Origin of the sequence: Caballeronia zhejiangensis, assembly GCF_022879815.1 — a bacterium.
Lineage (GTDB): Bacteria > Pseudomonadota > Gammaproteobacteria > Burkholderiales > Burkholderiaceae > Caballeronia > Caballeronia zhejiangensis.
In genome coordinates this window covers 99855-119048 of record NZ_CP084285.1, presented here as the reverse complement: position 1 = coordinate 119048, position 19194 = coordinate 99855, and the positions used below count along the sequence as shown (strand labels likewise).

Sequence of the window (19194 nt, the reverse complement as noted above, 5' to 3'; positions counted from 1 at the left end):
CGTCGCTTCGCTTACGGTGGGCATTCCAATGGTTCCGTCTTCCGTCCATCGCGCACCTCGGCGATTCCCAACGCGGCACGGGGCGCTTGGCGGCGTGCAGCATCGACGTATAGGCATCGACATAATTCTGCGCCATCCTGCTGGCGCTGAAGCGGCGCTCGAATTGCGCGCGGACGCGGGGGCGCGACAGCTCGTCGATCCGATGCAGTGCGCCGACCGCGTCTTGCACGTCTTCGCAGATGAAACCGGTCACGCCATGATCGATCACCTCGGGCACCGCTCCGCGCTTGAACGCAATCACCGGCGTCCCGCACGCCATCGATTCGATCATCACAAGGCCGAACGGCTCGTTCCAGTCGATCGGAAACAGTAGCGCCTTCGCACCCGACAGAAAATCCGGCTTCCGCGTTTCGCTGATTTCACCGATGAATTCGACGTGCGCCTGCGAAAGCAGCGGCTCGACAGTCGACGCGAAATACTTCTCATCAGCCTTGTCGACCTTCGCTGCAATCTTCAGCGGCAAGCCGCTTCGCGCCGCGATCTCGATGGCGAGATCGGCACGCTTTTGCGGGCTGATGCGGCCGAGGAACGCCAGATATTCCGGCTTCTTGTGCGGCTGCGGCGTGAGCAGGCCGTCAGGCAAGCCGTGATACACCGTCTTCAGCCAGTTTGCGCGCGGCAAGGGGCTACGCTGGTCGTCCGAGATCGAGATGATGTTCGCGTGCGTGAACGTCGCGAAGATCGCGCGCAGCTCGGGCAGATCGAGACGGCCGTGCAGCGTCGTGACGAACGGCGTATCGCTTTGAGAGAACAGCGGGAACGGCAGGTACTCGAGATGGAAGTGCAAGACGTCGAACTCATGCGCGCGGCGGCGAACGGTTTCGAGCAGCAGCATGTGCGGGGCAAGCGAACCGCGGATGCCCGGATCGAGCCGCAGGGCGCGCGGCCAGGCTGGTTCGAGCCTCGCGCGGGTCTGCGAATCGCCGCTTGCGAACAAGGTCACATCGTGGCCGAGGTCGACGAGTGCATCTGTCAGATACGACACCACGCGCTCAGTGCCGCCGTATAACTTCGGGGGAACCGCTTCGTGCAACGGTGCGATTTGTGCGATTCGCATAGGTTGGTTCTCCAGTGCGGCCCGCCTGCGGTTTCGTGCAATGCGAGTGCTCAGACATGCTCGCGACGCTCGCACCCATCCCTGCGGGACGTCCCCTCTCATGCAGACCGGCACCTTGCAGACAGCTTCTGCTATTGCGGGTTGAATCCGGACAATCTATCGCCATCCTAAACAGTGAGTGCCAACGACGAGCATTATTCGTGACGGTGCGTGATGAAATCGGCAGCTATCGGCGTGCCCGATTCATGTCGACAGAGTCGGCTCGCGGATGAGCATCGAGATTCGGTGCGATTGGTACGGCTATCTAATCGATGCGTGGCGCGCGACGTGTAATCGCGTAATCGCGGAGAACTTGCACTTGGCTGCAGATGTTGCAACAGCGGCTAGGTTCACGAGCCGGAAGGGTCGCCATTCGGTCAGTTGACGCGCACGCATAGTCTGCATCGGTGATGCCTCGTCATGAGCACCTGTCCAGGACGACGAAGCGCACCGATCTGGTGACGGGCCGCGGATCAGACACAGAGACGAGCCGTTTCGCGAAACGCTCACATCGCGTAGCACACGGAGATGCTTCCCCTGGCGTGGACACCAATGCAGAGCCACCGGCCACCCGTTGCCCGTGGTCGCGATGATTCAACGCGAAAAGAAGATCGGTGCAAGAGAGCAGGCATTTAACGGAACGTCGAATGCTGTCCGATACCACCGCTCACTCACGATGAACGTTAGCGATGAGTCAGGCATCCGTTTCATCGCGGCCGGCGAATTAGCCGACACGCCGCACGGAGGAACACGTTCGAAAGAGACTTGTCAGGAGATGCCCCTCGACACCCGGCGGTTCGAAAGAACTCAGCGCTGTGCGCCATAGGTATCGAATCGCCCCAACCGGAGACGATTGATATGCCAGCCCTTTGCGAGATTTGTCATGCCCGTCCGGCGGTTGCGCAGGTAACCGTCGTGCAGAACGGCCGCCGCAAATCGATGTCGATTTGCGAGTACGACTATCGCCAGTTGATGCGGCATCAAACCATGCTGAATCCTTTCGATTCCTTACTGGGCGGCGGAGGTCTGTCGCGTCTGATGGGTGACACGGACGGCACTGGCGAGGAAAACGAGGACGATATCGTCGCTTCGGTGCCGCGCGAGTCCGTCGACGTGACCGATGCCTTCAGCGAGCAGACGATGGAACTTCTGCAACGCGCCGCCGAAAAGGCGCACGAATTGCAGAAGACGGAACTCGACACCGAGCAGGTGCTTTACGTGCTGGCCGACATGGACGTCGTGCAGGCGCTCTTCAAGGAGTTGAAGCTTTCTGCCGACGACATCCGCCGCTATATCGACGAGCACGCGCAAAAGGGCAAAGCCGCGCCCGATACGCCGGTCGAAAAGATGACGATTTCGCCGCGCCTGAAGAAGGCTTTTCAGTACGCGTTCCAGGCCTCGCGAGAACTCGGCCATTCCTATGTCGGTCCCGAGCATGTGCTGATAGGGCTTGCGTCCGTGACCGACAGCATCGCCGGGGGGCTCCTCAGAAAGTACGGCGTCACGCCCGAGGCGCTTCGCCAGAAAGTGGTGAAGGTCGTGGGCAAGGGTGCGGAAGACGGCCGCGTCGATACGCCGACCGGCACGCCGACGCTCGACAAGTTCGGCCGCGATCTCACCGCGATGGCGCGCGCAGGCAAGCTCGACCCGGTGCTCGGACGCGCACAGGAAATCGAAAGTACCATCGAGGTGCTCGCGAGGCGCAAGAAGAATAATCCTGTGTTGATCGGCGAGCCGGGTGTGGGCAAGACTGCGATCGTCGAAGGGCTGGCACAGCGCATCGTGAACGACGACGTGCCCGAAGACTTGCGCAACAAGCGGCTCATCGAGATCAACATCAATTCGATGGTCGCGGGCGCGAAGTATCGCGGCGAATTCGAAGAGCGCGCAAAGCAGGTGATCGACGAGATCACTTCGAAGCAGGATGAACTCATCGTGTTCATCGACGAGTTGCACACGATAGTCGGCGCGGGTCAGGGCGGCGGCGAGGGCGGACTCGACATCGCGAACGTGCTGAAGCCGGCGCTCGCGCGCGGCGAGCTGAGTTTGATCGGCGCGACGACACTCAACGAATACCAGAAGCACATCGAGAAGGATGCGGCGCTCGAGCGGCGCTTTCAGCCGGTGCTCGTGCCGGAGCCGACGGTCGAGCAAACCATCGTCATTTTGCGCGGCTTGCGCGACAAACTCGAAGCGCACCATCAGGTCACTTTCGCCGATGAAGCGTTCGTCGCGGCAGCGGAGTTGTCGGACCGCTACATCACGTCACGTTATTTGCCCGACAAGGCTATCGATCTCATCGATCAGGCTGCGGCGCGCGTGCGAATCGGCTCGAAGTCGCGCCCGCCCGAAATGCAGGAGCTGGAAGCGGAAATCGCCCAGTCGAAGCGCGAGCAGGCCTATGCCTCGTCGCGCAAGCGTTTCGATGAAGCGAAGAACTTCGAGGAACGCATCAACGAGAAGCAGACGAAGCTCGACGACCTGACCGAGGCATGGCAGCGCAAGACCGGATCGGAGACGCTCGAAGTGACGGTTGCAGCGGTCGCGGAAGTGGTCTCGCGTCTCACCGGCATTCCCGTCACCGAACTCACGCAGGAAGAACGCGAAAGACTGCTCGAGATGGAGAGCAAGCTGCGCGAACGCGTGATCGGTCAGGACGAAGCCGTGGTCGCGGTGAGCGATGCGGTGCGGCTGTCACGCGCGGGCATGGGGCAAGCGCACCGGCCCATCGCGACGTTCCTGTTCCTCGGACCGACGGGCGTCGGCAAGACCGAGCTTGCGAAGGCGCTAGCGGAGACCGTGTTCGGTGACGAGCAGGCGGTGATCCGCATCGACATGTCCGAGTACATGGAGCGCCACGCAGTCGCGCGGCTGATCGGCGCGCCGCCGGGATACGTCGGCTATGACGAAGGGGGACAGCTGACCGAACGCGTGCGCCGCCGTCCCTACTGCGTGATCTTGCTCGACGAAATCGAGAAGGCGCATCCCGATGTGAACAATGTGCTGCTGCAAGTATTCGACGATGGCCGCCTCACCGATGGCAAGGGCCGCGTCGTCGACTTCAGCAACACCGTCATCATCTCGACCAGCAATCTTGGCGCGTCCATCATCATGGACAACCTCGAGAGAACCGAGAAGGACCGCGACACCGAGGCAGCCATGCGCGAGAAGCTCATGGCCGTGCTGAAAGGCCACTTTCGCCCCGAGTTCCTGAATCGCATCGACGAAATCATCGTGTTCCACGGGCTTTCGCGCGAGAACATCCGCTCGATCGTGCAGATACAGCTGGACCGCGTCGCGCGCACGGCGGCGGCTCAGGACATCACGCTCAGGGTGCAGGACCCGGTCATCGATCATCTTGCCGATGTGGGTTATCGGCCCGAATTCGGCGCACGCGAACTGAAACGCCAGATCCGCCAGCAACTGGAGACCCGGCTCGCGAAGGAGATTCTCGGCGGCAAACTCGCTCCGGGCGACACGGTAGACGTGAGCTACGACAAGGACAAGGACGCGATCACGTTCGCCAAGGTCGAGGGCGAAGCGAAGCCGAAACAAAACAAGTCCGGTCCAGCGAGCAAGAAGAAGAACGGGGCAAAGTCGGCGGAACGCAGCAAGGAGTCGGCCAAGAGCGAACATTGAACGCGGCCGTTGCCAATGCCGTCCGAAGCGCGCACGGTCGGGTTCGACCGGGCGCCCCGCGGCACGTACGGATAGACGATTCGCTAGCTGTCGCAATTCCAAGTACGACATTTCAATTGAGCCTCGGCATCAATTCCTGCGCTAATTTGCATTATGTCAATCACGATTAACTAATCGCTACACGCATCCTCCGACAACGATGGCAAACTGCGCAAGTTCCGCGCGTTGCCGCATTCAAAGCGGTACGCCGCTTGCGCTCAAAGCACGACCTGCCTTTTCGGCCCGAGTCCCCAAGCCGACCCACGTCCCGATGAACACACGCCTGCTCAGTCTCACCCGCATTCCGTTCTTCCTGCCGCTCTCCAGCGCGACCCTGATGCTCGGCGTCGCGATGTCGTTCACCGCGCCGTATCTGTCGCTGTTCAGCGTCGAACAGGCGGATATGAGCCCCTTGAAGCTCGGCGTCTTCATGACGGTCATCGCCGCGAGCGGCGTCGTGGCCAGCGCGTTTGCCGGAAAATGGTCCGACAGGCACGGCCATCATCGGGAATTGCTGCTCGCGGCGCTCATTGCTTCATCGCTCGGTTTTCTGTTGATGTGCGTCGTGCGCAATTACACCGCGCTGGTCGTGATCGGCATGCTGTTTCTCGGCGCAGGCGGCTCCGCGATGTCGCTCGTGTTCTCGTTCGCGCGCGCCGCGTTGCCCGTCGACGACGAAGCCGAGCGGTCCCTCGCGCTCGCCACCTTGCGAACCGTTCTTTCGATGGCGTGGGTCTTCGGGCCCTCCGTCGGCGCGCTGGTGCTAGCCGGCGCCGGCTTCTACGGCCTGTTTCTGTTCGCGGCGGCCTGTTTCGTCGCGTGCGGCGCGATCGTCTGGCGCATGCACGGCTCGCCCAGGGGCGACCCGCACAGCGCACCGGCGCACTACGCCGGCGACCCGACATCGCTGCTCGAAGTCACCGCGCCCGACACCGAGGAGCTCGTCCCGCCGCACCCCGGCGCGTCGCACTCTCGCGCCGAGATCTGGCGCGCGACCGTCGCCATGACGCTCATCGGGCTCGCCGCGAGCGCTACGATGATCGTCCTACCGCTCTACGTCGTGCACGGCATGCACGGCACGCGCATCGACGTATCGATCATGCTGGGCCTCGGCGCATTCCTCGAAATTCCGATGATGCTCGCGCTCGGCGCGCGTGCTTCGCGTCTCGACAAGCAGCGATGGCTCGCGTCGTGCGCCGTCGTGCATCTGATTTATTTCATTGCGGTGGCGGCGTCGCCCAACGTCCACTTCCTCATTCCGATGCAAGCCTTCAACGCCTTCGTCGTCTCGGTGACGTCGTGCCTCGGCATGACGTACATGCAGGATCTGATGCCGCAAAGCCCCGGATCGGCGACGGCGCTTTTCTTCAACGCGTCGCGCGTCGGATCGATCCTGTCGGGCGTTCTGTCCGGCGCGCTCGTGGCCGCGCTCGGCTATCGCGGCACGTTTCTCGTGTGCGGATGCATCGCGTTGAGCGCGGCGGTGCTGTTCGCCAATCCGCCGTTCGCGCTCATCGCGCGGCGCATTCTCGACTGGTGGAAGGCGCGGCGGCAGACATCGGCCTGACCTCTTCGCTGTCGGGGAATGGCAATATAGGCGCACCTTTCGTCGATTCCCACGCGACCATGTCTCAGCGCCTCCCGCCGCTCAACGCCCTGCGTCTCTTCGAAGCCGCCGCGCGCCATCGCAGTTTCAAGCTCGCGGCCGCCGAACTCAACGTGACGCCGGGTGCCGTGAGCCACGGCATCGGCGCGCTTGAAGCGATGCTCGGCGTCGAGCTTTTCGTGCGCGAGCCGCGCGGGCTGTCGCTCTCCGCCGCCGGCGAACACTATCTGCCGTACATCGCCGAAGCGTTTTCGCTTATCGTCGTCGGCACGCAGTCGCTGCCCGACAGGCGCAAGCGCCGCGCGATCTCGGTTACGTGCGCGCCGACGCTCGCGGCCCGCTGGCTCGTGCCGCGCCTCGCCGATTTCCGCGCGCGCTGGCCCAACATCGACGTCACCGTGGACACTTCGCGCCGCCAGGCGGGCTTTCCCGTCGACGGCTTCGACTTCGGCCTGCGCCTCTCGCGCGGCCCGGTCGATGGCGCATCGTCGTGGCAACGTCTCTTCGGCGAGCGGCTCGTGCCGGTGTGCAGCCCCGCCTATCGCGCGATGCTGACCGGCGCCGGCGGCGTTCCGGATCTCACCCGCGCCGCACTCATTCACATCGATACGGCCAGTCAGGACTGGCAAGCGTGGATGGACGGCGCGGGCATCGACGGTCTCGATCTGCACGGCGGCCTTCGCTTCGATACCGTTCAGCTCGGCTTCGATGCCGCCGCGGCCGGGCTTGGCGTCGTCATCGGCAGGCGTCCGCTCGTCGATCGCGAGCTGGCGGCGGGCACGCTGGTCGAAGCGTCAGCGACGAGCGTCGAGACGCAAACCGCCTACTGGCTCTGCGAGACGCCGCAAGCGAGCGCGCGCGCGGATTTCGTCGCGTTTCGCAACTGGCTGATCGAACAAGCGGCCCGTTTCGTCGATAACGGTTGAACTGCGCTCATCCGACGGCGAAATCTTTTCGTTTGTCAGCACGGACGTTCGCCTGCGACGATGGCCGCAAGGAGGAACGAGCCATGTCGTCTTTATCGACCACACGATCGGCCACGCACCGCGCGACGACGTGGGTGCTCATCGGCGCGGCCGCGCTGATCCTGAGCGCCGCGATGGGCGTGCGCCAGACGTTCGGGCTTTTCATCGGGCCGTTTTCGTTCGATCGCGGCATGCCCGTCACGCTGATCGCCTTCGCGATCGCGCTGCACAACCTCGTGTGGGGCTTCGCGCAGCCGTTCGCGGGCGCGGCCGCCGATCGATACGGCGCAGCGCCGGTCGTCGCGACGGGCGCGGCCACGTTCGCCGCCGGGCTCGCGCTCGCCGCCGCCGCGACTTCCGGCTGGATGCTCGTGCTCGGTCTCGGCTTGCTCGTGGGCATCGGCATCAGTTGCACGAGTTTCGGCGTCGTGCTCGCGACGGTCGGACGCGTGGCGTCGCCGCAAACACGCAGCGTCGCGATGGGCCTGGCCAGCGCGGGCGGCTCGCTCGGCCAGGTGCTGATGGTGCCGTTCGCGCAGGAAGTGCGCGTGCATGCGGGCGTGCCGGCGTCGCTCTATGCCCTCACCTTCGTGCTGCTGCTCGCCGCGCCGCTCGGCATCGCGCTCGATCGCGCGAGCCGCCGGAGCAAGGCATCTTCGGCATCGCACGAAACGCACGCGCAAGCCGCCGCGATGCCGTTGCGCGAAACGCTCGCGTATGCGTCGCGGCATCGCGGTTATCGGCTGCTGACGCTCGGCTTTTTCACTTGCGGCTTTCAGCTTGCGTTCATCGCGACACATCTGCCCGGCTATCTGATGCTGTGCCACATGCCGGTCGGACTCGGCGCGACCGCGCTCGCGCTGATCGGCCTCTTCAACATGATCGGCAGTTGGGGATGCGGCTGGCTCGGCGGACGCTGGCGGCAGCATCACGTCCTCGCGTGGCTCTATCTGATTCGCGGCGGCGCGATCGCCCTCTTCGTCCTGTTGCCGACGACGAGCGTATCCGTCGTCGTCTTCGCCGCCGTGATGGGCCTGACGTGGCTGGGCACGGTGCCGCTCACCAACGGACTCATCGCGAAGGTGTTCGGCACGCGGCATCTGGGCACGCTATTCGGCGTCGTGTTTCTCAGTCATCAGCTCGGATCGTTTCTCGGCGCGTGGCTCGGCGGCTACGTGTTCGACACGACCGGCTCGTACTCGCTGATCTGGGCCGCGACGGCAATCGCCGGACTCGTCGCGGCGCTGCTGCATTTTCCGATCGATGACCGGCCGGTCGCGGAAGCATCGCTCGCGGCGAGTTGATTTCGCGTCCGAAAAAAAACGCGCCACAATCGGCGCGTTTTTTTTCGATCGATTCACACGCTCAGCCGTGCCGCGCGACGGCGGCCTGCGCGTGGGCTTCGCGCGTCGAGCCTTTCGCCGGACGTCCCGCCCAATAGCCCGCGAGCATCGACCCCGACAGGTTGTGCCACACCGAGAAAAGTGCGCCGGGCAACGCCGCGATCGGCGTGAAATACAGCTTGCCGAGCGTCGCCGCGAGCCCCGAGTTCTGCATGCCGACTTCGATTGCCAGCGTGCGGCAGACGGCTTCGTCGAAGCCGAGCAGACGCCCGCCCCAATAGCCGCCCAATAGACCGATGCCGTTGTGCAGCACCACGCCCACCGCGACGACCATGCCCACCGACGCGATGCTCTTCTGCGTGCCGCCGACCACCGCGGCGATGATGAGCAGGATCGCCACCATCGACACGAGCGGCAGCATCCACTCGATCTTGCGCACGAGCTTGCCGAACAGATGGTTCACGACGAGGCCGATGACGATAGGCAGCGCGACGATCTGCACGATGCTCATCAGCATGCCGTGCACGTCGACGGCGATGGAGGCATCGACATAAAGGCGCGTGAGCAGCGGCGTCGCGAACACGCCGACGAGCGTCGAGAGCGCGCTGATCGTGACGGACAGCGCCACGTCGCCACGCGCGAGATAGATCATCACGTTCGACGCCGTGCCGCTCGCGACGCTGCCGACGAGCACCATGCCCGCCATCAGATCGGGCGGCATGTGCAGCGCTTTCGCGATGACCCACGCGGCGAGCGGCATCACGAGGTAATGCAGCACGATGCCCGCGATGACCGGCGCGGGCCGCGTGAACACGCGCCTGAAATCGTCGATGGAAAGCGTGACGCCCATCGACAGCATGATGATCGTGAGAAGCGTCGTGACGTGCGGCGCGATGCCCGTCACGGATGAAGGCGCACTATAGGCGGCGATGGAAACCAGCACGGCCCAGAGCGGGAAAAGGCGGGTGATGCGGGCAAGCATGAAAACGATCCTCGAATGTCGTTGCGTGTCGTGTGTGGTTCAGCGAAAGCGGCGGTGCGCGGGTTGACCGGACAGGCGCAGACGGACGAAAGCTTGCCCTCGTGGGGCGGACGCTGCCCGCGATGCCGGCGCGCGCGGGTCACGCGCGGTCTCTCTAGCCGATCGTCGGGCAGGCGCCGCATTTTACCCGTCGCGCGACGGGTTTTCGGAATTCGCTTAATTCCCGCGACGCGCGCATACGCTCGCCAACTCATTCGCGGCTCATTCTCCGGCGTCATCATGCGCATCAAACAACCACTTGCAAGGAGATGATCATGACGCCAATCGCCATCGTTCAAGGCACGCCGACGTGGGTCTGGGTGCTGCTCGCATTTCTTTTGTATCGCGGCATCAAGGCGATGCAGGCCAGCACCACCCCGCTGTCGAAGCTCGCAATCGTTCCGATTATTTTCGCGGGCATGGGCATCGCGCATCTCGTCGCGTCGCCGCTCGCCGGATGGATGGCCGTCGCCGTGTGGATCGCCACGCTGGGCGCGGGCATCGTCGGCGGCGTGTTCCTTGCGAGCCAGAGCCGCTTCATCGTCGATCCGATCGCGCGAACCGTGATGCTGCCCGGCTCCATGTTGCCGATGCTGCTGATCCTCGCGACGTTCATCGCGAAGTTCTGGCTCGGCTTCGAAATGGCGACCGTCGCCTATCTGCCCGCGCTCACGACCTATGCGGCAATCGACGCTGCCGTGTCGGGCATCGTCGCGGGCATCTTCGCGGGACGCTTCTTCACGTACTGGAAAACGATGCACGCGCTGCGCGCTTCGTGGGCTTGATCCTGATTGCTGCGGTCGCGCGTCGGGCCATCGGAACGCGCGATCGGGCAAATGGCGTCACACTTGTTACTCTCCGTTTTCCGCTATCGGAGTCAGACTGAATCACGGCAAACAACGAGCAAGAGTCCAACTCAGGAGGTTGCAAGGCCATGACTACATCCGACGAAACAGGGATGCGCACGCCGCCCGTCGTGTCGCAGGAGCAATGGGAAGCAGCGCGTCAGCAGTTGCTGGTGAAGGAGAAAGCCCAGACGCGCGCGCGCGACGCGCTCGCCGCTGAACGCCGCCGCATGCCCTGGACCGCCGTGAAGACGGACTACATGTTCGAAGGCCCCGCGGGCAAGATCGGCTTTCTCGATCTTTTCGATGGCCGGCGTCAGTTGATCGTCTATCGCGCGTTCTATGAGCCGGGCGTCTTCGGATGGCCGGAGCACGCGTGCCGCGGCTGCTCGCTGGTCGCGGATCAGGTCGCGCATCTTGCACATCTGAATGCGCGCGACACGACGCTCGTCTTCGTATCGCGCGCGCCGCAGCAGGACATCGTGCGGCTGAAGGAACGCATGGGCTGGACCATTCCCTGGTTCACGCTGACGGATCGCTTCGATGCCGACTTCGGCGTCGACGAGTGGCACGGCACGAACGTGTTCTTCCGCGAAGGAGACCGTGCATTTCGCACGTACTTTCTCAACAATCGCGGCGACGAGCAGATGGGCAATACCTGGAACTATCTCGACATCACGCCGCTCGGCCGACAGGAACTCTGGGAAGACTCGCCTGAAGGCTATCCGCAGACACCGACCTATAAGTGGTGGAACTGGCACGACAGTTATGTCGACGATGCGCCGCCCGATAAAAAATGGGTCGAAATCTCCGATGCCGGCGAAGCGGCATTCCGTGCTGAAAGCGCAAGGAACAAGGTCTAAAAACGAGCAATGTTGAATGCGGAACCGGTCATCATTTCTTGCCGGTTCCGTTCCGCATTTTTGTGGAACGATTTAGCTAAAGTTTTCAGCAAACGTTTCCGTAAACACAATCATCAACAGCGACGCCTCCGTCGCGCACGGCTCTCCCGCACCAGCCGGCACTATTCGCCGCTTTCGCCTGGACGCCCTCTCGTCCATCTCCTCCACGGATAATCTGCAATGAAGAAGTCGTTGGCCGCATGCGCGGCCGCTATCGGCACGCTCGCCGCGCTTGCCGCTCCGCTCTCGCACGCCCGCGAAATCTACGGTCAGATCGGCACCGAAGGCGTGGGCATCGGCTACTCGGAACCGCTCGGCACGCGCGACAACGTGCGCGCCGAATTCAACGGCCTGAAGTTCTCGCATAACTTCGACGCTGGCGGTCTCCACTACGACGGCACCGCGAGCATCTATCACGGCGGCTTCTATTTCGACTTTTTTCCGGCGCCGGGAACGGTCGGTTTTCGCATCACGGCTGGCGCGCTCATCGGCGGCGATCATGTCGATGGCACCGCGACCAGCATGAACGGCACCTACACCATCGACGGCATCGCTTATCCGACTTTCGGGGAAAGCATTCACGCCAAGGCTAAGTTCCCGGCCGTGCGTCCGTATATCGGCATCGGCTTCGGGCATACGCCTGTTGCCGAGAAAGGCTTCTCCGCGTTCTTCGATGCAGGCGTCGCGTATGGCCGCCCGCGCGTCACGCTCGACGTTCCGGCGGATATCGTCGCGGCGGCGGGACAAGAAAACATCGACGCCGAACAGCAGGATCTGCAGAACAAGGCGGACAAGTTGCGCTTCTATCCGATCGTAAAGGTCGGCGTCACTTATCGCTTCTGATCGCGCTTCTGATAGCGCTTCTGATCGCGTTACTGGATTGCGCCCGCGAACGCCAGCCATTCGCCGACGATCGCTTCGGGCGCATCTTCCTGCATCAGATGCCCTGATCCGCGCACGCGCGTAAAGCGCGCGCCCGGAATCAGCGATGCGAGTTCGACACCGCGCTCGACCGGTATCCACTCGTCCTCTTCGCCCCAAAGAATCGATACGGGGCATTTCAATTCGCCATAGCGCGATTGCACTTCATCGGTGTAGCGCTGATCCATCTGCGCGATCTGCCGATAGAACGCGGCCTGCCCGACTTTGCCGGTCCACGGCCGCGTATAGACGCGCAGCGTCTCTTGCTGCAACCGCCGATGCGCCGCACCCTGCAGATATGCATCGAGCATCGCCTGATGCATGTACGGCGGCACACCCGCAAACGCGGCTTCATGCTGTCGCACATGACGCACGAAGGGCGATCCCCACGGCGCGACGGCGACCGGATCGACGAGCATCAGCGAACGATACGCGCAGCCGTCGATCAACGCGGCTCGCAGCGATGTCGCGCCGCCGAAATCGTGTGCGAGCACATCGGGCAAGGCACCGTTCCACTCACCGCACCAGTGCGCGAGAAGCGCCGCGAGCACGCGATTCTGCACGCCGAGCGATACGTCCTGCCCCTCGCGCATCTCCGACGCACCGTAGCCCAGCAGATCGAAGTAATGCACACGCCGCAAACGCGCCGCTACCGGTGCGATGCGTCGCCACACCTGCGATGAAAACGGCGTGCCGTGCACCATCACGAGCGGCGCGCCCTCGCCGATCATGCCGTAGCGCACGGCTTGTCCTTCGTATTCGAAAACGTGATCGAGTGGCAGCGTATCGTTCGATTCGTTCATGGCTCAACGCAGATTCGTGCGCGCGAGTTCGACGATCTCATCGCCGCGCCCGCTCAGGATCGCTCGCAACATATAGAGGCTGAAGCCCTTCGCTTGCGACAGTTCGATGGTCGGCGGCATCGCGAGTTCATGCTTCGACGTGACGACATCGACGACCGCCGGTCCTTTGTGCGCGAACGCTTCGCGCAGCGCGTTTTCGAGTTGCTCCGATTCCTCGACGCGCACCGACCAGATGCCCGCGCCCTTCGCGATCTGCGAGAAATCGGTCTTGCTGAGATCGACGTTGGTGTCGAGATAGCCGCCAGCCTTCAGTTCCATCGACACGAAACCGAGCAGGCTGTTGTTGAACACGACGACCTTGATCGGGAGATCGAGTTGCACGGCCGAGAGCAGATCGCCGAGCAGCATCGACAAACCGCCGTCGCCCGATAGCGAAACGACTTGCCGTTGCGGCCGCGCGGCCTGAGCGCCGAGCGCCTGCGGCATTGCGTTTGCCATCGAGCCGTGATTGAACGAGCCGTGCAACTGGCGCTTGCCGTTCATTGTCAGATAACGCGCGGCCCACAGTGTCGGCGTGCCGACGTCGACGGTGAAGATCGCGTCGTCGGCTGCGATTTCATCGACGAGCTTCGTCAGATATTGCGGATGAATCGGACGTCCCGGCGCGGATGGCGTCGCGAGATCGTCGAGGTCCTTGCGGGCGGTCGCATAGTGCTTCAATGCGTTCTCGAGAAAACGCCGCTCGTCCTTGCGTTGGAGCTTCGGCAAGAGCGCCGCGAGCGTTTCCTTGATCGTGCCGACGAGCCCCATTTCCAGCGGCGCGCGGCGTCCGAGTTGCGAGCCGCGCCAGTCGATCTGCACGATCTTCGCTTGCGGCGGATAGAACGGGCGATACGGAAAATCGCATCCGAGCAGGAGCAGCGTGTCGCACGACATCATCGCGTGATAGCCCGAACTGAAACCGATGAGCCCTGTCATGCCGACATCGAACGGGTTGTCGTACTCGATGAACTGCTTGCCGCGCAACGCATGCACTATCGGTGCTCCGAGCGTATCGGCGAGCGCGACCACTTCGTCGTGCGAGCCGGCGACGCCGCTGCCGCACATGATCGTCACCGCTTCGCAGCCGTTCAGAAGGCTCGCGAGCTTGTCGAGATCGGCGTCTGCCGGCACGATCGCGCCCGGCGCGCTCGCGGTCCAGCGCGGCTCGACGGCCGGGCCTTCGCTCAATGCGACGTCGCCCGGCAACACGATCACCGCGACGCCGCGCTGATCGATCGCCGCACGCATCGCGCGTTCGAGCACGCGCGGAAACTGCGACGCATTCGACACCAGCTCCACGAAGTGACTGCATTCCCTGAACAATTCCTGCGGATGCGTTTCCTGAAAGTAGCCGAGGCCGATTTCCGTCGATGGAATGTGCGCCGCGATGGCGAGCACCGGTTGATGATTGCGATGACAGTCGTAAAGACCATTGATGAGATGCAGATTGCCTGGGCCGCAACTGCCCGCGCATACCGCGAGTTTGCCTGTCGCGGCGGCATCGGCTCCGGCCGCGAAAGCGGCTGCTTCCTCGTGACGCGTATGCATCCAGCGGATCGAGCCGACACGATCGAGGCTGAACGCCAAACCGTTCAGGCTGTCGCCCGTCACGCCCCAGATTCGCTCTACGCCCGCCGCCGCCAGTGTCTTCGCCAGATAGTCCGCTATCGTGCCCTTGGCCATGATGTGTCCCGTGATGAAGAGAGGATGTCCAGTGATCGACGGAGCCGCGCACGGAATGACGTGGCGCGCATCCGTGTTGGCTCAATGCATGCAGGATTCAAAACGCAAAAGGAGTGTACGCCGGAGCGAGGCGGTTTGTCCTGAACCGTGTCGAGACCGCGTGGTGCGGGCGTTCAGGATAGGCGATCGCGGTATTTTGAATGCATCATTCCGGAAGGAATCCGGTATGCGTAATGCAAACGACAACGGCGGCGGATCGATGACCCGCCGCCGTTGCGCATGACTGAAGCGAGACCCTGCGCTCAGGCGCCCTTGCGCATGTTCTCCGGCAGATCCCGTCCGTGATACTTCTTGTAGATCGTGTTGAGGTTGCCGCTCTTCATGTTCGCGCCGACCCAGTTGTTCACCCATTCCTTCAGGCGCGGCTGGTCCTTGTTCATCGCGATGCCGAGATCGAACGTCTTCTGCTCGAACTTCATCTCGATGTTGCGTTGCGGAGCGCGATCCTGCATCTCCTTCAGGTTCGAAGGCGTGCTCGAGAAGATGTCGACCTGTCCCGTGACCATCGACGTGATGAGCGTCGCATCGTCTTCATAGCGTTGAATCTGTGCGCCCTTCGCCTGCTGTGTCGTCAGCGTGTCGTTCACCGTTGCACGCGTGAGGCCGATGGTCTTGCCGTCGAGATCCGCATAGCTCTTCACGTTCGCCGTCTTCACGCCGCCAACGATGATCGAGATGACCGCATACGGGTTCGAGAAATCGACGACTTTGGCGCGCTCCGGCGTGACCGACAGCGAGGAAATCACGAGGTCCGCGCGCTTCGCCTGCAGCGTCGGAATGCGCGCGGCGTTGGTGATCTGCACGAGTTCTAGCTTCACGCCGAGATCCTTCGCAAGCGCGGCGGCAGTATCGACGTCCGATCCCGCGGGCTTCAGGTTCTGGTCGGCATAGCTGAAGAGCGGCGTGCCGATGGCGATCGCGACGCGCACGACGCCTGCCTTCTTGATGTCGTCGAGTTCATCGGCCATCACGCTGTGAACCGCGCCTGCCATCATCAACGTTGCGAGCGTTGCGCGTGCAATGATTGATTTCGCTTTCAAGTTACGTCTCCGTCGTTATTAATGTTGCTGAATTGATGCTGCGATTATCAAAGTCCGTTATCGAGGAATGCGCGCAATTCGGGTGTGCGCGGCGCATCGAGCATGCTGCCGTCGCCCACTTCCCAAACCTTTCCCTGATGCATGTAGATGATGCGATCCGCCACGCGCTTCGCGAAGGCCATCTCGTGCGTGACGAGCAGCATCGTCATGCCGTCGGCAGCGAGGTCTTCCATCACGCGCAGCACTTCGCCCGTCAATTGCGGATCGAGCGCCGAGGTCACTTCGTCGAACAGCATCACCTTTGGCGACATCGCGAGCGAGCGCGCGATCGCCACGCGCTGCTGCTGTCCGCCCGACAATTGCTCGGGATACGCATCGGCCTTCTGTCCGAGACCGACTTGCTCCAGCACGTTCATCGCAATGCGCCGCGCTTCGTCGCGCGACATCTTCTTGACGTGACGCAGCGCGAGCATGATGTTCTCTTCGACCGTCAGATGCGGAAAGAGGTTATAGCTTTGAAACACGATGCCCACTTCGCGGCGCAACAGATGCAGATCGACCTTCGGATCATCGACGCGAATGCCGCACACTTCGATTTGCCCTTGGTCGATCGTCTCCAGCCTGTCGATGCAACGCAACGCCGTGCTCTTGCCCGAACCGCTCGCGCCGATCACGGCGATCATCTCGCCCTTGTTGACTTCGAAGGAAACGCCCTTGAGAACATGATTGGAGCCGAAGCTCTTGTGAATATCGCCGACCTTAACGATTGCTGACATTGAGCTTGTTCTCCATCGATTGGCTCCAGCGCGAAAGCGGATAGCACAGGACGAAATAGAAAGCGCCGACCAGACCGAAGATGAGGAACGGCTGGAAGATCGAGTTATTGATGATCTGCCCCGCGCGCGTCAACTCGATGAAGCCGATCACCGAAGCAAGCGACGTCATCTTGATGAGCTGCACGAGAAACCCGACGGTCGGCGGCAGCGCGAGACGCATCGCCTGCGGGATGATGACGAGGCGCAGCGTCTGCCAGCGCGTGAGCGACAGGCATTCCGACGCTTCCCACTGCGGCTTGGGCATCGCTTCGATACAGCCGCGCCAGATATCGCCGAGATATGCGCTCGAATAGATCATCAGCGCGAGCCCGGCCGCGACGAGCGCGGGCACCTGATAGCCGTACACCGACAGGCCGAAGTACACGATGAACAGCAGGATCAGCAGCGGTATGCCCTGAATCGCCTCGATATACACGAGCGCCACGCGCGCAAGCCATGCGCGCGGCGAGATGCGCGCGAGCATCACGGCAAAGCCGCCGATACCGCCGAGCACGAACGCAAGCGCGGAAAGCACGAGCGTCCAGCCGATCGATTGCACTAGATAGACAAGGTGCGATGACGTGAATCCGCCGCTCATGCCGCACCTCCGGGAATGACCGTATCGATGCGCTGCGGATCGGGCGGCGTCTTGCCGGCGCGTTTAGCAGCAAGCCGGATCGCGCGGCGGCGCTTGAAGAGATGCTCTCCCACCGCCCACGCGATGAGCTTGATGACGAGCGACAACGCCAGATACAGCGCCGCGACCACGATGTACGTTTCGAGCGAGCGGAACGTATCGGACTGCACAGTGTTCGCGACCGCCGTGAGCTCTTCGGCCGAAATCTGCGAGGCGATCGCGGAGGCCTGCATCATCAGCAGGAACTGGCTCGTCAGCGCGGGATAGACCTTTTCGATCGACGGCTGCAACATCACATGCCAGCCGATGCGCCACTTCGGAAGCCCGAGGCATTCGGCCGCTTCGATTTGTCCGCGTGGCACCGATTCGAGTCCCGCGCGGATGATCTCGGCCGCATATGCGCCGATGTTGATCGTCATCGCGAGCGCGGCGGCCGCGAACGTCGGCATGCGCAAGCCGATGCTCGCAAGACCGAAGTACAGCAGAAAGATCTGCACGAGGAACGGCGTATTGCGCACCGCCTCGATATAGACGATGCACAGGCGCGTGAGGACCGGCAGTTTCGCGCGCTTCGCGAACGCCACCAGCATGCCGAGAATCAGCCCGAAGAACACAGCCACGCAAGTCATCTTGAGCGTGAGCCATGCGCCCAGCATGAACGTCGGCCAGTACGGCAGCAGCGGTGAAAAATCGAGAGAGAACATGGCGGCAAGAGTTCCTGTCAGGTGTGTGGGCGCTAACACGCTGTGCGCCCGCTCTGGATGTATGACGACATACTACGAGCGCCGTGATACTGCATTTCGCATGCATTAAACCGGATCGAACGGGCCAGTCGTCGTGAAGGCACCGCCCTGCAGCACCGCCACCGGATCGGTGGGCGCCGGCGGCGGCGTCGCTTCAACCTTTTCGCGGAACTGCTCGGACGAGTCACGCGGAACGAAGCCGAGATGCGCGGCGCAGCGGTTGTCCCACCATGTATGCGCGTTCGCCGACATGCCGAAGACGATCGTGTGGCCGACGTCTTTCGTGAAGAGACTGCGGCGCAACAGGTCATGAAAATCGTCGTAGCTCATCCAGCTCGCCATCATGCGGCGGTCCTTCGGCTCCGGAAACACGGAGCCGATACGAATGCTCACCGTCTCGATGCCGTACCGGTCGAAATACATTTGCGCCATGTCCTCGCCGAAGGACTTCGACAAGCCGTAGTAGCCATCGGGGCGCTTGCGCGCAGTGGCGTCGATTCGTTCGTCCTGCCGATAGAAACCCGTGACGTGATTCGAGCTTGCGAACACGATGCGCTTCACGCCCTGACGGCGCGCCGCTTCGTAAAGATTGAAAACGCCCTTGATGTTGGCTTCGAGAATCTCTTCGAACGGACGCTCGACCGATACCCCGCCGAGATGAATGATCGCGTCGCAGTCCATTGCAAGCGCATCGACGGCGTCGCGGTCGGCGAGATCGCAAGGAGCGATCTCTTCGTGAGGCGCGGCGTCGCCCTGCAACACGCCAGGCAAGTCGGAGATCCGCACATGCCGCGCGAACTCGGCGACGCGATGCCGGATCGCGCGGCCGATTCCGCCGGCGGCGCCCGTCAGCAACAGACGATCGAATTGCGCATCTTCGTCGGCGGACGGCGTGCTGGTTTGTTGTTCCATCGTGTTGTGTCTCCTGAAGGCT

At 62.8% G+C, this 19194-nt stretch carries 15 protein-coding genes and 1 pseudogene; 7 read left to right on the top strand and 9 right to left on the bottom strand.

Going from position 1 to position 19194, the window contains the following annotated elements:
* Nucleotides 1-70: 70 nt before the first annotated feature.
* Nucleotides 71-1117 (bottom strand): annotated as a pseudogene (locus LDZ23_RS21615) (glycosyltransferase family 4 protein); the annotation flags it as partial.
* 897 nt (nt 1118-2014) lie between these two features.
* Here LDZ23_RS21615 and LDZ23_RS21610 point away from each other — a divergent pair.
* The 4 genes from LDZ23_RS21610 to LDZ23_RS21595 all read left to right on the top strand — a co-directional run bounded on the left by LDZ23_RS21610 (nt 2015) and on the right by LDZ23_RS21595 (nt 8709).
* Entirely contained in the window at nt 2015-4795 is a 2781-nt protein-coding gene (locus tag LDZ23_RS21610; RefSeq protein WP_033536204.1) for an ATP-dependent Clp protease ATP-binding subunit, read from the top strand.
* A 310-nt stretch (nt 4796-5105) separates the two neighbouring features.
* Entirely contained in the window at nt 5106-6401 is a 1296-nt protein-coding gene (locus LDZ23_RS21605; RefSeq protein WP_008348039.1) for a sugar efflux transporter, read from the top strand.
* A gap of 59 nt (nt 6402-6460) precedes the next feature.
* Entirely contained in the window at nt 6461-7366 is a 906-nt protein-coding gene (locus LDZ23_RS21600; RefSeq protein ID WP_033536266.1) for a LysR substrate-binding domain-containing protein, read from the top strand.
* Between the two features lie 83 nt (nt 7367-7449).
* Nucleotides 7450-8709 (top strand): MFS transporter, encoded by a 1260-nt coding sequence (locus LDZ23_RS21595; protein ID WP_008348036.1) that lies wholly within the window; start codon nt 7450-7452, stop codon nt 8707-8709.
* 61 nt (nt 8710-8770) lie between these two features.
* On the opposite strand, the gene panS is transcribed toward LDZ23_RS21595, so the two are convergent.
* A complete protein-coding gene (gene panS, locus LDZ23_RS21590) occupies nt 8771-9730 on the bottom strand; it encodes a ketopantoate/pantoate/pantothenate transporter PanS (RefSeq protein WP_008348034.1) in 960 nt (319 codons plus the stop codon).
* Nucleotides 9731-10044: 314 nt separating this feature from the next.
* On the opposite strand from panS, the gene LDZ23_RS21585 reads away from it, so the two are divergent.
* From LDZ23_RS21585 to LDZ23_RS21575, 3 genes are all read left to right on the top strand, one after another.
* Nucleotides 10045-10554, top strand: coding sequence for a DUF6622 family protein (locus LDZ23_RS21585; RefSeq protein WP_008348033.1), 510 nt, complete (start codon nt 10045-10047; stop codon nt 10552-10554).
* 149 nt (nt 10555-10703) lie between these two features.
* Nucleotides 10704-11477, top strand: coding sequence for a DUF899 domain-containing protein (locus LDZ23_RS21580; RefSeq protein ID WP_033536203.1), 774 nt, complete (start codon nt 10704-10706; stop codon nt 11475-11477).
* A gap of 219 nt (nt 11478-11696) precedes the next feature.
* Entirely contained in the window at nt 11697-12359 is a 663-nt protein-coding gene (locus tag LDZ23_RS21575) for a hypothetical protein (RefSeq protein WP_008348031.1), read from the top strand.
* A 29-nt stretch (nt 12360-12388) separates the two neighbouring features.
* Here the strand turns inward: LDZ23_RS21575 and LDZ23_RS21570 are convergent, their stop codons facing one another.
* The 7 genes from LDZ23_RS21570 to LDZ23_RS21540 all read right to left on the bottom strand — a co-directional run bounded on the left by LDZ23_RS21570 (nt 12389) and on the right by LDZ23_RS21540 (nt 19172).
* Entirely contained in the window at nt 12389-13240 is an 852-nt protein-coding gene (locus tag LDZ23_RS21570; RefSeq protein ID WP_008348030.1) for an alpha/beta fold hydrolase, read from the bottom strand.
* 3 nt (nt 13241-13243) lie between these two features.
* On the bottom strand, nt 13244-14965 hold the full coding sequence (gene poxB, locus LDZ23_RS21565) for a ubiquinone-dependent pyruvate dehydrogenase (protein WP_033536202.1): 1722 nt from the start codon (nt 14963-14965) through the stop codon (nt 13244-13246).
* Between the two features lie 302 nt (nt 14966-15267).
* The gene (locus LDZ23_RS21560; protein ID WP_008348028.1) at nt 15268-16065 is read right to left on the bottom strand and encodes a transporter substrate-binding domain-containing protein; all 798 of its coding nucleotides are present in this window, start codon (nt 16063-16065) and stop codon (nt 15268-15270) included.
* 47 nt (nt 16066-16112) lie between these two features.
* Complete coding sequence (locus LDZ23_RS21555) at nt 16113-16841, bottom strand: amino acid ABC transporter ATP-binding protein (protein WP_008348027.1); 729 nt, start codon at nt 16839-16841, stop codon at nt 16113-16115.
* Nucleotides 16825-17478 carry an amino acid ABC transporter permease gene (locus tag LDZ23_RS21550; protein ID WP_008348026.1) on the bottom strand — a complete coding sequence of 218 codons (654 nt, stop codon included), beginning with the start codon at nt 17476-17478 and terminating at the stop codon, nt 16825-16827. The genes LDZ23_RS21555 and LDZ23_RS21550 overlap by 17 nt, the downstream gene beginning before the upstream one ends.
* A complete protein-coding gene (locus LDZ23_RS21545; protein WP_008348025.1) occupies nt 17475-18221 on the bottom strand; it encodes an amino acid ABC transporter permease in 747 nt (248 codons plus the stop codon). Before LDZ23_RS21545 ends, LDZ23_RS21550 begins: the two co-directional genes overlap by 4 nt.
* Nucleotides 18222-18326: 105 nt before the next feature.
* Nucleotides 18327-19172 carry an NAD-dependent epimerase/dehydratase family protein gene (locus LDZ23_RS21540; protein WP_008348024.1) on the bottom strand — a complete coding sequence of 282 codons (846 nt, stop codon included), beginning with the start codon at nt 19170-19172 and terminating at the stop codon, nt 18327-18329.
* Nucleotides 19173-19194 lie beyond the last annotated feature (22 nt).